A 13,342-nucleotide genomic window follows, 5' to 3' on the forward strand; every position below is an offset into this window, starting at 1 on the left:
CGGCTCAGTAGTAGAGATCGCGAGCGTCGGCCTCGTAGTTGACCGCCCCGCTGATTCGCTCCAGGGGCGGCCAGTCCCGGGTCAGGTCGGTGACCTTGAAGGCCTCGCTGCGCTCCAGGCGCCACAGGCTGTAGCGGGAGGCGAGGTCTCCGGTCTGGTGCAGGGCGCGCCGGGTCTGCATGTCGCACCGGGTCTGACTGGTGTCGGCCATGATCGGGCGTGCCAGATCCAGCTTGCTGACCTGCGTTGCGGCCTCGGCCAGGGCCGCCGTGATCTTGGCCCGGTCGAGGCGCTGCCGGGGCATGCGGTCGCCGGGAGCAGAGGCCACGTAGGCATCGAGGGCCGTTGCTGCTGTCGCGGCCTGGGCGCGAGCCTCGGCGATGGCGGCCAGGGCAGCCTCATGCGCTTCGGCCAAGGCCGCATAGAGTGCCTTGGTGCGGTCCTCACCGGACAGGGCCTCGGCAGCCCTGTCGTAGTCGCGCCGGGCGCGCTGGGCACGGTCCACGAGGCCGCGGGCGTAGGCCCGGCGCTCTGCCCGGCGGGCCTCCCAATTGACCGGGGCTGGAGCCTCGGGCATCGGCTCGCCAGACGCCGCCGACGACCTCACGGCGCCCTCGTAGGACGATCGGGCGGTCGACTCCTCACGGTCGACTCCGCGGACAGCCTCGATGGCAGCCAGGGAAGCCTCGACGGCTTCCTCGACCGCGGTCCACGCCTTGCGCAGCGCGGCCGGCGTGGCGAGCTGCTGCGAGGCCGGCCGGCCGAGCAGACCTTGCAGCAGCCGCTTGGTGGAGCCGTCGGTGAGGGGGTCGGTGCGCCGGCTGCTGGTCCCGGCGCGGACACCGAGGCCGCCCTGCTCGACGTTACGGCCGTCGGTGAAGATGGCGTCGGCCTCGCCGGTGTCTGTCGTCATGCCGGCGAGAGGACTGCCGAGGTCGTCGGCCGCCTGCTCGGGGCGGCCCACGACGTCAGACTCGGCCGTGCTCCAGCCGTCGTCGGAAAGACTGCCGGGATGGCGCTGGGGGCGGTTGGTGGGGAGTGACATTGTGGTGTTCCTTCCTTCGGGGGTGATGCCAACGGCCGGGCGGCCGGCGGCGACTGGGTGGGTCTATGCGAGGGCGTCGGCCCTCTCGGTGGTGACGCGGCGGACTTCTGCCTCGATGAGACCGGCCGGGTCGGTGAGGACGTAGCCGAGCGGGTCGGCGCAGTGGGCGACGCGGTGCCCGAGCAGTCGGTCCGCTCCGAGCAGGTGGCGCCCGCCACCGTGGGTGTGACGCCGCCGGCACGCTGGGCACTCGATGGCGAAGTACCAACCGCGCCGGTCCTCGCTCCAGGTGGCGCCTACCAGGGGTGCGGCGGGCGGTTCGGTCGTGGCGCTCATGAGCGGGGCCCTTCGAAGTCGACGCCGGACTCCTCGGCGTAGTCGGCGGTGTCGAGCGCGCGGACGAGCGTCGGCCACCTGGTGCCGTGGTGCTCGGCGATGGCCTGGGCGATGCGCTGCGCGTGTTGGGCGGAGCGGATGACTCGTTCGGTCTGCTGACCGTGGCCGGTGATGATGGCGACTTCGGTCGGCCGGAGGGTGTCGCCATCCCGGCCGGTGAGGGCGAGGCGGATGACACCAGCCTGATACGCACCCTTGACTGCGGGACCGAGGACGCTGCCGACGGTGAGTGCGGCGCGCCGGTGCTCGGCTATCCGGAGCCGGGACGCGAGGCTCTCCCGCTGCTGCCGGGTGTCGAGCTGCTGGCCGGGCGCGAGGACGGTGTAGGCGACGTTCTCCAGGCCGCCGTGGCGGGTGTCGTCCAGGCCGCCGTCGGTGGAGTCGGGAGCCACCCACGCGGGGTAGTGCTCGGTGCGGCCCTCGTCGTCGGTGACGGCGACCCACCCGACGAGAGGGGAGTAGTCGTGCCGGAGGGTCTGGCCGTCCTCGGTGTAGGTCTCGACCACCTGCCATCCGTTCGGGGCGGGGATGAGGCTCTGCGGTGTGGTCATCTGTCGTTCCTTCTCTGTGAGGTGGTGCACGGGCTTGCGAGCGGTGGGGCTTGCTCTAGGGGTAGCGAGGACGCGCGGAAACGTCCGATAACGTTCTTGATTCGCTAGAAGTGGTAGGCACTTGGAGCATTTCGAGCACTTGGGCGGGCATCTGGACATAACCGCGCGCCTGCGCCATGACGGCTAGCGCACGCTGGCGGGCAGTGCTGAGCGTTAGGTGCCAGGAGCGCGTGCCGTCGTCGCTGTCGTTGACCATGCGCAGCAGCCGGAGGGCGTGAAGGATGCGGTCAACGGTGCGGGGGTCTTCCCCCAGCCGGCGAGCGAGGGCGTAGCTGGTGCGGCCGGCTGACTCCCCACCTGCTAGCAGTGCGTCGAGAACGCGAGCGCGGCTCGGTGGCATCGTGTCGGCGGCGACGCGGATGCACAGACGCTCGGCATCCGCTGGCGTCATCCCGATGAGGACCGCTCCCTGATAGAGCTGGAGCAGCTGCACGATCAGGCGGGTATGCACCTCCCGGTCGTGGGCCTCGGTCGGGTCGCCCCGGTAGTCGGTCTCGACGGCGGTGCGGGAGAGGGCCACTAGGTCGGCCACGGCCAGGAGCCGTGCCTCCCGACCCTCGTCGAGCTCGACATGTCGAGGCTGCACGTTCTGCAGCAACCCCCCAACGGCGGCTGTCAGCTCAGCCCGCATACGGGCCAGGCCTCCCTCGGCTGCTGCCGCACGTAGCGCCGCCGCGGCCAGCTCCTCGGACTCCTCCACGTTGGGGCGGACGATGAGGAAGCGGTCGCCGTACCGGGAGACGACGGAGTGCGCGGCGTCCCATGCGGTCGTCACTGCGCCGATGACGGTCGCCCGGCCCTTCCAGGAGACACGGCGGCCGCCCTCGGCGCCGACGGTGCGGGTCCAGGAGCCGTCGTGAATCTCTCGCAGCGCGGCCAGCACCTCGGCACGACGCTCTCGGTTCATCGAGAGGATGCTGGTCACGTCTTTGAGCAGGAGCAGCCCGCGGGGACCGAGCTCGTCGAGCAGACCGCCGGTAGCATCGGCGGCCCGCTCATTGGCGGGCGTCGCGGACAGGAGCGCCGCCTCACCCGTGAGGGTCGATGCGGACACGGCTCCGAGGTCGGCCAGGGGCGCCATCGTCTCTGACTTCGTGGCGCCGGAGCCGGAGCAGATGAGCAGCCACGCCGGCGCGTCATCGAGGTAGAGCGAGCCTGCCGCCACAGCGAGGGTGGCGCGCATGACGTCGAGGTCGTAGCCGGGTCCGAACCACTGTGCGGTCAGCTCCTCCACTGCGGCCAGGGGCGCGGGCGCGTAGGACTCGACGGGGTGCTCGTCGGGGTGTGTGTGCCCTCCCAGCTCAGCGCGGGCACGGTCGTGCGTCATCGCGGCGGCACGGTTCCGACCCCAGGCGAGCGCGCCGGCAATCTCGCCGGGCGCGGGATCACGCTTCGCGCCGACGTTGAGGCGGGTCGTGAACCGCTCGACCAGCGCGGCCTGCGCGGACCGGGCATCCTCGAGCGAGAGGCAGCCGGAGCGCTGAGCGGCGGCGAGCCGGGTCGCCTGCGCGACCAACCATCCGTGCCGGCCGCCGCTGGTGGGCTTGTCCTTGGCCCAACCCTTGACCATCGTTGCGGCGTAGGAGCAGGACCGGGCCGGGGTGGGCCAGTGCTCGGCGGGGCACAGCACCTCATCGAGGGCGATCGTGTCTTCCGTGACCTCGGGCACGGCGTACTCGTCGAGAGTCTCGGCGAGCCGGGTGAGGGTGAGCACGTCTGTGCTCGTCGAGCGCAGCTCGGTCGGGATCGGCTGCCCCTTCCGGTTGGTCGTGCCAGGTGCCCTGAGCACCCGGTCGAGGTTCCATACCGGGTCGACCTCGCCGCCGTGCATCGAGGCGACGTGCGCGACCAGGCGGCCCCAGCGGCGCGTGAGGGCCTGGGCGGCGCGGAAGGGCTCCGATGAGGAGCCGTCAGGCCAGTCGGTGCGGCCCGGCTCCTGCTCGATACGCCAGACCGGCTGCAGCCCGTGGCCGGTCATCACGACGGCCGCGGGAGCCACTCCGAGCATCATCGTCAGGTCGGCGATGATGTTCTCAGCCGCGGTCCAGGTCGGCAGGGCGCCGGGCTTGACGTCGAGGTCGGCGTAGATGCAGGCGAGCCGCACGACGTCGCCAGCGGTGCCCTTGCGGCCCTCCGGGAGTCCGGCGCGGACTGGGTTGGCACTGACCCAGCAGTCAGCCTCTGCCATCGTGGCGGCGATGCCCTTGTCGGCGACCTCGGCCGTCCGCGTGGTGGCGATGAATCGGCCGGCGTCGTCGAGCGTGGCAATGGCGACTGTCTCGCTGGGAAGAATCCCACGCGCTGCATTCCAGGCGGCTATCGGGCTGGTATTCTGGGACTGTATTTCGGAGGAGATGAGGGCCGCGCTACCTGCCAGGGCGCGGCCCTTGTCGCTGGCGGTCACGTCGACTGCACCGCCTTGGCGCCAGAGGCGAAGATGGCGGCGAGCCGGTCACGCTGGGCTGGAGTCAGCACGGGGGCGGCGTCGACCAGGGCGGCGACGTGCTCGTCGATCGGGTCGACGTCGCGGGCAACTGGTCGGACGAGGGCTTCGACGTCCTCGCGGCGGCGGAAGCGGGTGCGCCCTCCGACCTTGTAGGCGGGGAGCTGACCAGCGGAGACGAAGCGATCGAACGTGCGGAGGGACACGCCGGCCAGGGCCGCGCCGGTGTGACGATCCAGTTCTAGCTCGGCGAGCTGAGGGGGTGATGTAGCGGTCTGCGGGGCCACGATGGCGCCTCTCGATGCGGACTTCCTGCACCGCGTCCCGGCATCTCGCTACCGGCGGTGCGGGGAGGTCGCATCTCGCGCCTGACCCTCGCGGCTACTTGGGCCGCTGACCGAAAGGGAAGGCATCTCGCCCTCGACCATTCGGCTGATACAAAGCATGCACGGCGCTCGCAAGAATGTCAAGCAGCGTCATCGCGAGTCAAAAGGGATCTAACCCACTAAGAATGCTCACGAATAGTGAGTCTGCAGGTCAGGAGCGCCATTCAATATCGACGGTCCCGTCATTCGGGCGGAACTTCCGCCCACGCTCGGCGGGGTTGAGGGTGACGGCGGCGAGCAGGTCGACCACCTCGCGCCTGCTGCCGAGGGGGAGGGCGTCGAATGCCTCACCGGGAGCTGGGGCGGTCAGTAGGGCGGCCAGGCTGGGGCCTGTCAGGGCGGCGCGAGCGGCCTCGGCTGCGCTGAGCTCGGCCCGTACCTTCTCGCTGGCGACGGCGAAGCGGCGGCCGTCGATGTGGCCGGCGTCGTAGTCGGCTTCGACCTGCGCGAGCCGGGAGCGGAGGCGGGCAACGTCGCTCGCGGCCTGCGCTGCCCGGCCTTCGTCCTTGTGCGGCGCCAGGGCCTCGGCTGCGTCGGGACGCTTGAGTCGGGCGCGGATCACGGCCGTGACGTAGGCGTCGATGCTCGCACCCATCCTCGTGATGTGCCCGCCCTCGGGGCAGCGGTAGCGGCCTCCGGAGTGCGAGCGCACCCGACCACCGCACACGCCGCACCGATACAGGCCCGAGCCGAGGTGCTTCCGGTCGGTCCCGGCGCGGTTGGTGATCCGCCGCGGGTCGGTGAGGCGTGCCTGCACGCTGTCGAAGGTGGCTTCGTCCACGATCGCCTGCCAGGTGCCCGCCTGGCCGGTCACCTCGCCACGGTAGACGGCGCGGCCTGCATACCGGGGATTCGTGAGGATCGTGCGGACCGTCGACGGATTCCAGGCCGCGCCTCGCCGCGTGGTGTGGCCCTGCTCGGCGAGCCACACCGTGATCCCTCGTAGGGAGTCCCCAGCGTCGAAGCGGGCGAAGATGGCGCGGACGGTCTCGGCCTCGTCGGGCACGACGTCACCGGCCACCGTGTAGCCGGTCAGTCGGACCCCCGCGGGTGGCTTGCCCCGGTCGGCCCTCTGGGCAGCGGCGCGCTTCTGGCGGGCGGACTTGCGCTCCACCTCGGCGCGGGCGACCGACGCCTTGATGCGGGCGAACAGTCGACCACCGTCGGTCGACAGGTCTGCCTCACCGTTGGCGGTCACCAGCATGAGGCCGCGCTCCTCGGCCGCGTCTATCCAGTCCTCGAGCTGGCGCGGCTGGCGGGTGAGCCGGTCTAGGTCCCAGCACACGAGGGCGTCGAAGCGGCCCGCGGCGTAGTCCTGCACCATGCGCTCGTAGGCAGGGCGGGCGACGGTGCGCTTGCTCGCGCTGACCGAGTTGTCGGTGTAGGTCTCGACCACCTCCCACCCTCGATCCGCCGCGATGCGCTCGCAGTCCTCGCGCTGCCGAGCGACGGCCAGGCGTTCCCCCGTGGCGTCCAGGGAGACGCGGAGGTAGATGGCGGTGCGTGTGGTCATATGTTGTACGATAGCGTAACGAGGTGGAGTTCCGCTTCAACGTGTAGCTCCTGACGCGGTCGCGGGCGATGGCTCGGCGTGCCGCCCGACGTGCACGATGTCGATCACTCGGCGCTGACCTGCGGTGGGGTATGCCGCGCACGGCATCGTGCACGTCCGTCGGCACGTGAGGGGCCGGTCGGGGAGGGGGCTCAGCGACGAAGAGCGGGTGCGGTGAGCACCTCGGCACCGTCGTGGGTGATGGCGATGGTGTGCTCGCTGTGCGCGGTCCGGGCACCGGTCGCGCTGCGCAGCGTCCACCCGTCGGCGTCGACGACGAGCCGGTCGGTGTCGGCCATGACCCAGGGCTCCAGCGCGAGCATCAGACCCGGGCGCAGCCGGTAGCCGCGGCCGGGTCGCCCGGTGTTGGCCACGTGCGGGTCCTGGTGCATGGTCGTCCCGATGCCGTGCCCGCCGAACTCGAGGTTGATCGGGTAGCCGGCGTCGGAGAGCACGGTGCCGATCGCGTGGGAGAGATCACCGATGCGGGCTCCCGGTCGCGCGGCGGCGATGCCGGCGGTGAGCGCACGCTCGGTGGTGTCGATCATCCGCTGGTCCTCGGGGGAGCGGGGCCGGCCGACGACGAAGCTGATGGCCGCGTCGGCGGCGACGCCGTGGAGACTGACCGCGAGGTCGAGGGAGAGCAGGTCCCCGTCGGCCAGCCGGTCGTCGTGCGGCAGCCCGTGCAGGACGGCGTCGTTGACGGAGGTGCAGATCCAGTGCCCGAACGGGCCGTCGCCGAAGGAGGGCGCATAGTCCACGTAGCAGGACTGCGCCCCGGCCTCGAGGATCATCTCCTGGGCCCACCGGTCGATGTCGAGCAGGTTCGTGCCGACCTGGGTGCGCTCCTTGACGGTCCGGAGGATCTCGCCGACGAGGCGTCCGGTCCGGCGTGCCTGGTCCACCTGGGTCGGGGTGAGGATCTCGATCACCCAATAACTATACCGTCCAGATCATCCCGGTACTAGAATCCCGGACATGGTGAGACTTCCGCTCGCGCCGGAGGAGATCGAACGCGGCAAGCGCCTCGGCGCCCTGCTCCGGCTGGCCCGTGGCCCGCGCTCGATCCTCGACGTCGCGCTCGACGCCCGCGTGTCGCCCGAGACGCTGCGCAAGATCGAGACGGGCCGGGTGGCCACGCCGGCGTTCTCGACGGTCGCTGCCGTCACGGGCGTGCTCGGACTCTCCCTGGACGAGGTGTGGGCGCAGGTGACCGCTCCCGCGGACGACGTCTCCCGGGTCTGACAGCACACCTGTCAGGCCGTCGGCGTCATCGGCGCCGTGGCTGGGGCTCAGCCGACGGCGGACCGGCGCTCGCGGCGCACCGCGACGAACGAGCGGACGCCGAGCACGACATACCCCACCAGCAGCACGAAGGTGACGGTGCCGGAGATGACGGCCAGCGGCCGCTCGGCCTCGCCCGCGACCAGGTCGCCCAGACCCATGACGTTGCGCAGCGTCCCGAGGGCTCCGACCACGGCGACCACCAGGGCCGCGTGGATCCAGACCTTGGGGTTGCTGCGTCCCAGCACGCCGCAGACCGCCAGCACCACACCCAGGATGGCCGGGATGAGGGCCGTCCAGCTGGACATGCCGGCGGCGATCCAGCCGATCACCCCCACCGCGACGAGCAGGACGCCCAGGGTGACGGTGGTGCGCGGCATGGACGAGTTCTGCATGGTGCTCCTTCTCGGTGTCCCGGCTGAGGTCTAAGCGTAGCCAAGCGGCGAGCGTCGGGCCCGGACGGCAGGCGGATGTCGGTGCCGCCGCCTAGCATGCTCGGGTGACCAGGGTGCGACGTGACGGCTGAGCCGGAGACCGAGACCGACACCGCACCCGAGCCGGACCCGGCACGCTGGCGGATCCTCGCCGTCACGCTCGCGGTGGGCTTCATGTCCCTGCTCGACGTGACGATCGTCAACGTCGCGATCCCCTCGATGCGCAGCGGCCTGGACACCTCCGCCGCCACCATCCAGTGGGTCGTCTCGGGGTATGCCCTGAGCTTCGGCCTGATGCTGGTCACCGGTGGACGGCTCGGGGACGCCTGGGGCCGGCGACGGCTCATGCTCGTCGGACTCGCCGGGTTCGTCCTCGCCAGCGCGGCCTGCGGCCTGGCCCCCACGGCCGGCGTGCTGGTGGCCGCGCGCCTGGTCCAGGGCATCTCCGCCGGTCTGCTGGCGCCGCAGAACACCGGCCTCATCCAGGAGCTCTTCTCCGGCGCGGAGCGCGGCAGGGCCTTCGGGCTCTTCGGCCTCGTGGTCTCGGTGGCCTCCGCGGTCGGCCCGGTGCTCGGCGGCGTCATCATCGCGCTCGCCGGCGACGACGGGGGCTGGCGCTGGATCTTCCTGGTCAACGTGCCCATCGGGGTGGTGCTGCTCGTGGCGATCGCCCGGATGGTGCCGGACACGCGCGCCGAGGGTGAGGCGGCGGACGCACGGCTGGACCTCGTCGGCGCCGTGCTGCTCGGCCTCGCGGTGCTGTGCCTGCTGCTGCCGGTGGTGGCCCTCGAGTCGGGGGAGACCCGGCTGCTCGTGCTGCTCGCCGGGGTGCCGGCCTTCGGCTGGGCGTTCGTCGTCTGGGAGCGGCGGCTCAGCCGCGGCGGCGGGGCGCCCCTGCTGGACGTCGCGCTGCTGCGCCGCACCCCCGGCTACGGCAACGGCATCGTGGTCGGCTCGCTCTACTTCACCGGCTTCACCGGCGTCTTCCTCGTGCTCTCGGTCTACCTGCAGGACGGTCTGGGCTACTCGACCCTGGCGACCGGGCTGCTGCTCACCCCCTTCGCCGTCGGGTCGGCCGTGTCCTCGCCGTGGGCCGGCCGGGCCGTCTCCCGGGTGGGTCGTCCGCTGGTCGTCTGGGCCCTCGTGGTCATGATGACCGGGCTGGTGCTGCTGGCGCTCCTGGCCGGCTGGGCGCAGGACCGGCCCTGGCTCTGGGCCGCTCTCGCGCTGCCGCTGCTGCTCGCCGGACTGGGCGGCGGAGCCGTCGTCTCACCGAACTTCACCCTGACCCTGGCGCAGGTGCCGCCGCGGATGGGCGGCGCGGCCGGTGGTGCGCTGCAGACCGGTCAGCGGGTCGGCTCGGCCATCGGTGCCGCCGTGCTCATCACGGCCTACCAGCTCGGTGCGGGCTCGGACCAGGACCCGGGTGCCGGGCTCCGCGCGGCGATCGCGACGGCGCTGGCGCTGCTGCTCGCGGCCCTCGGCGCAGCCGTCTGGGACGGGTGGCGGCGGCGCGCACGCCGCAGCTGACCCGGACCCGGCCACGGGCCGTGGCACGCCCGCCGCTCAGGCGCGCGGCGCGGTGAACGCGGCGAGGAAGTCGACCAGCAGCCCGGCGCTCTGCTCGCGCGGGAGGCCCTCGATCAGCGCCAGCACCGCGGCGAGGTCCAGCTCCCCGCTCTCCCGGGCGGCGTGCGCCAGGGCCACCGGGTCGGGAAGGGCGCCTGCACCGGGCGGACCCTCCGCGGCCGCCGGGCCGGGGGGCCGCCCGCGCACGTCGTCGGCGCCGTCGGTCAGGGCCCGGCCGAGCTCGGCCAGCACGCGGGTCGTCACCGGGGTGATGGTCAGGTGCGTGGACCGGGGGATCGTCGTGCCGTCGGCCTGGGTCAGGGCCGGCTGCCCCTGCAGGACGAAGCCGCGCCGCGCGACCGCGGTGGCCCAGGCGTGCGGGTCGACCCGCTCGGCCTCCGGGAGGCCCGGGTCCGTCGTGACCGCGAGCAACGGACCGACCGGCTCCCCGACCAGACGCAGCCCGCGGACCCGGTCGAGCACCTGGCGCACCGACGCCGTCGCCTCGACGACCGACGCGGTGAGACCGGCATACCCCTGCGGCCCGAGCCGGGTCACCACCGCCCACGCCGCCGCGAGCGACATCGCCGAGCGGGAGCCCAGGGCCGTCGGGTTGACGACCGGGTATCCCGGCCAGTCGGTGAGCGCGTAGTAGCGCGCCCGGTCCAGGTCCGGGTCGGTGAAGAGCAGCACCGACGCGCCCTTGGGGGCGTAGCCGAACTTGTGCAGGTCGGCCGAGATGCTCGTGACGCCGGGGACGGACAGGTCCCACGCCTCCGCCCCCGGCCACCACGGCAGCACGAAGCCACCGACGCAGGCGTCCACGTGGCACGGGAGGTCGCGGGCGGTCGCAGCCGCCGCGATCTCGGCGACCGGGTCCAGCACGCCGTGCGGGTAGGCCGGTGCGCTCGCGACGACCAGCGCCGTCGCGTCGTCCAGGTGCTCCACCAGCCGCGCTGCCGGGAGGGTGCCGCTCGCGGGGTCCACCGGGACGGCGGTCACCTCGAGCCCCAGGTAGTGCGCGGCCTTGTGGAAGGCGGCGTGCGCCGTGCTGGGGGCGACGATGCGCGGGGTCGCGCGACTGCCCGGATGACGCTCGCGCCAGCGCTCCCGCGCGGCCAGCACCGCCAGCAGGATGCTCTCGGTGCCGCCTGAGGTGACCGCCCCGACGGTGCCCGGCCCTCCACCCAGCACGTCCCGGGCGAAGGTCACCAGGTCCGCCTGCATCAGCGCCACCGAGCCGAACGTCGTCGGGTCCAGCGCGTTGACGGCCTGCACCTGGGCGGCGGCCGCGCCGGCCAGCTCGTCCAGCTCGGCCAGGCCGCTGTCGTAGACGTAGCTGAGCACCCGGCCGCCGTGCGTGGGCGCGTCGTGCTCGCGGTAGGCCGCCAGCTGGGCGAGCACCTGGTCCGGGGTGGGCTGGGTCACGGGCTGCCTTCCGTCACGACGGCGGGGGTCACGGGTGCCGGATCGACGTAGCGCCGCAGCGCGACGAGGCTCAGGGCGACCAGCGCGGCCGGGAGGAGGGAGAAGGCGAGCACGATCGCGGTGGAGGCGGCCTCGGGCTGGGTCAGCTGCTCCCCGGCGGTGCTGGAGCGGAAGCCGGTGAGCCCCAGCAGGACGAGCATGACCACCGGGCCGAGGGCCAGACCCGTCGTCTCGCCGGCGGTCCACAGCCCGCTCATCGCCCCGCCGCGCTCGCGACCCGCGGCGCTGATGACGTCGGGGAGCATGGCGAGCAGGAAGAGCTGCATGCCGGCGTAGGCCACGCCCGCCACCCCCACGGCCAGGTAGACCCACCACCCCGGGGCCCAGACCAGCCCCGCCAGGCAGGCCGTCGCGGCGGCGAAGACGAGCGAGGCGGCCCGCAGCGCGGCGGGCTTGCCGCGACCGGCGGCATACCTCGTCCACAGCGGCATGACCAGCAGCGCCGGCGCCACGAGCGCGACGAAGAGGAAGGTCAGCGCGGCCTGGTCGCCGAGGGTGTAGGTCGCGACGTACTGGGCCGCGGCGAGCATCACGCCGGTTGCGAGCGCCTGCAGCACGAAGACCGTGAGCAGGGTCCGGTAGGCCTGCTCCTCGCGCCAGACGACCAGCCCGGCCCGGTAGCCGGACAGGGCGGTGGTGGCCTGCGTCCCGGTCGTGCCGGAGAGGTGGCGGCGGGTGCCCACGATGGTGGCCAGCATGCCGGCGAGCAGCAGCACCGCGATCCCGAGCGCCATCCAGAGGTAGCCGGCGTGGCCGCCGCCGGCCGCGTCGCGGATGGCCGGACCACCGGCGCCGACGAGCAGGATCGCCAGCGCCAGCGTCGCGATCCGCCACGCCAGGACGCGGGTGCGCTCGGCGTAGTCGCTGGTCAGGTCGGCCGGGAGCGCGATGTAGGGGACCTGGAAGCAGGAGAAGGACGTCGTCGCCAGCACGAAGAAGACGAGCACCCAGAGGCCGGCGGCGACCGGACCGAGACCCTCCGGGGTGGCGAACATGCCCACGAACCCGAGGGGGAGGGTGAGCGCCCCCAGCAGCATCAGCCGGGTCCGGCCCGCCCTCGACGCCGCCTGCCGGTCGCTGCGGGCCCCCACGACCGGGTCGATGAGGACATCCCACACCTTCGGGACGATGACGACCAGCGTGGCCAGCAGCGCGGGGACGGCGAGCGTGTCGGTGAGGTAGTAGGCCAGGACCAGGCCGGGCAGCGTGCTGAACCCGCCGGTGCCGACACTGCCCGCGGCATACCCGAGCACGGCCGGGCGGGGGACACGACGCTGCATGGCGCGTCAGCCTAGCGGTGCCCTCGGCAGGTCCTGCCGACGTGGCCGGGGGGCGGACCCGCCCGCTAGCCTTCGGCCCCATGAGGCGGATGGACGGGACCTGGCTGATCACCGGACTGAACGGCACGGTGGCGCCGAAGGTCGCCGAGCGGCTGGTCCAGCTCGGCGGCGACGTCGTCGGATGGGACCGGGGCGCCGTGCCACCGGACGACGTGGCCGCGGGTGAGGCCTACCTCGCGGCGGTCCGCCCGGCCGGCATCTTCCACCTCGGCATGGGTGCCGAGGCGTGGGCGGGGCGGCTGGCGGGGTATGCACGGGACCACGCCGTGCCCATCGTGGTCACCAGCTCGGTGTCCGTCTTCGGCGACGCGCCGGACGATCCCGACGGCCCGTTCCGCCCGGACGACGCGCCGACCGCGCGGGACGACTACGGCAGCTACAAGGCGCGCTGCGAGACGGCGGTGCGCGAGGCCCACCCGGAGGCGGTCGTCGCGCGGATCGGGTGGCAGGCCGACCCCGAGGGCCTGGGCAACAACATGGTGGCGCAGCTCGCCGCGCAGGCCGATGCCGCGGGCGGACTCGTCCGGGCCAGCAGGCTGTGGCGACCCGCGACATCGTGGATGGCGGACACGGCGGCCGCGCTGGTGGCCCTGGCGGCGTCCGATCGCTCCGGCACCGTGCACCTCGACAGCAACGCCGCCGACGGCTGGACCTTCCCGGAGATCGTCCGGTACGTCGCCCGGCACACGGGTCACGCGTGGACGGTGGAGGAGCACGAGGAGCTGGACCACGACACCCGCCTCATCGGCGACGAGGACCTGATCGCACCGCTCTCCGCCCGCCCGTGACCGAGC

Annotated in this window: 13 protein-coding genes; 3 read left to right on the forward strand and 10 right to left on the reverse strand. The window is 72.9% G+C overall.

The window, feature by feature from the left end; genetic code table 11:
* Positions 1-4: 4 nt before the first annotated feature.
* The 7 genes from FXF60_RS11320 to map all read right to left on the reverse strand — a co-directional run bounded on the left by FXF60_RS11320 (position 5) and on the right by map (position 7,365).
* Entirely contained in the window at positions 5-1,045 is a 1,041-nt protein-coding gene (locus tag FXF60_RS11320) for a hypothetical protein (protein ID WP_202879619.1), read from the reverse strand.
* 63 nt (positions 1,046-1,108) lie between these two features.
* Complete coding sequence (locus tag FXF60_RS11325; protein WP_151526077.1) at positions 1,109-1,381, reverse strand: hypothetical protein; 273 nt, start codon at positions 1,379-1,381, stop codon at positions 1,109-1,111.
* A complete protein-coding gene (locus FXF60_RS11330; protein ID WP_151526078.1) occupies positions 1,378-1,992 on the reverse strand; it encodes a hypothetical protein in 615 nt (204 codons plus the stop codon). The genes FXF60_RS11325 and FXF60_RS11330 overlap by 4 nt, the downstream gene beginning before the upstream one ends.
* A gap of 55 nt (positions 1,993-2,047) precedes the next feature.
* Positions 2,048-4,456 (reverse strand): hypothetical protein, encoded by a 2,409-nt coding sequence (locus tag FXF60_RS11335; protein WP_151526079.1) that lies wholly within the window; start codon positions 4,454-4,456, stop codon positions 2,048-2,050.
* Positions 4,453-4,782: a helix-turn-helix domain-containing protein gene (locus FXF60_RS11340; protein ID WP_192796709.1), complete on the reverse strand. Its 330-nt coding sequence runs from the start codon at positions 4,780-4,782 to the stop codon at positions 4,453-4,455. Before FXF60_RS11340 ends, FXF60_RS11335 begins: the two co-directional genes overlap by 4 nt.
* Positions 4,783-5,032: 250 nt before the next feature.
* Positions 5,033-6,394, reverse strand: a complete 1,362-nt coding sequence (locus FXF60_RS11345) for a recombinase family protein (RefSeq protein WP_151526081.1) — start codon at positions 6,392-6,394, stop codon at positions 5,033-5,035.
* Between the two features lie 191 nt (positions 6,395-6,585).
* Positions 6,586-7,365, reverse strand: a complete 780-nt coding sequence (gene map / locus FXF60_RS11350; RefSeq protein WP_151526082.1) for a type I methionyl aminopeptidase — start codon at positions 7,363-7,365, stop codon at positions 6,586-6,588.
* Between the two features lie 46 nt (positions 7,366-7,411).
* Between map and FXF60_RS11355 the strand changes: the two genes are divergently transcribed.
* Complete coding sequence (locus FXF60_RS11355; protein WP_151526083.1) at positions 7,412-7,678, forward strand: helix-turn-helix domain-containing protein; 267 nt, start codon at positions 7,412-7,414, stop codon at positions 7,676-7,678.
* A 47-nt stretch (positions 7,679-7,725) separates the two neighbouring features.
* Here the strand turns inward: FXF60_RS11355 and FXF60_RS11360 are convergent, their stop codons facing one another.
* A complete protein-coding gene (locus FXF60_RS11360; protein WP_151526084.1) occupies positions 7,726-8,112 on the reverse strand; it encodes a hypothetical protein in 387 nt (128 codons plus the stop codon).
* A gap of 120 nt (positions 8,113-8,232) precedes the next feature.
* Between FXF60_RS11360 and FXF60_RS11365 the strand changes: the two genes are divergently transcribed.
* Positions 8,233-9,681, forward strand: a complete 1,449-nt coding sequence (locus FXF60_RS11365) for an MFS transporter (RefSeq protein WP_202879620.1) — start codon at positions 8,233-8,235, stop codon at positions 9,679-9,681.
* Between the two features lie 36 nt (positions 9,682-9,717).
* On the opposite strand, the gene FXF60_RS11370 is transcribed toward FXF60_RS11365, so the two are convergent.
* Both FXF60_RS11370 and FXF60_RS11375 read right to left on the reverse strand, forming a co-directional pair.
* Complete coding sequence (locus FXF60_RS11370; protein ID WP_151526085.1) at positions 9,718-11,148, reverse strand: pyridoxal phosphate-dependent decarboxylase family protein; 1,431 nt, start codon at positions 11,146-11,148, stop codon at positions 9,718-9,720.
* Complete coding sequence (locus FXF60_RS11375; RefSeq protein WP_151526086.1) at positions 11,145-12,488, reverse strand: MFS transporter; 1,344 nt, start codon at positions 12,486-12,488, stop codon at positions 11,145-11,147. The genes FXF60_RS11370 and FXF60_RS11375 overlap by 4 nt, the downstream gene beginning before the upstream one ends.
* Before the next feature lie 80 nt (positions 12,489-12,568).
* Between FXF60_RS11375 and FXF60_RS11380 the strand changes: the two genes are divergently transcribed.
* The gene (locus tag FXF60_RS11380; protein ID WP_151526087.1) at positions 12,569-13,336 is read left to right on the forward strand and encodes a sugar nucleotide-binding protein; all 768 of its coding nucleotides are present in this window, start codon (positions 12,569-12,571) and stop codon (positions 13,334-13,336) included.
* The last annotated feature ends 6 nt before the right edge of the window (positions 13,337-13,342 follow it).

The organism is Serinicoccus kebangsaanensis (assembly GCF_008919445.1).
Taxonomy (GTDB): domain Bacteria; phylum Actinomycetota; class Actinomycetes; order Actinomycetales; family Dermatophilaceae; genus Ornithinicoccus; species Ornithinicoccus kebangsaanensis.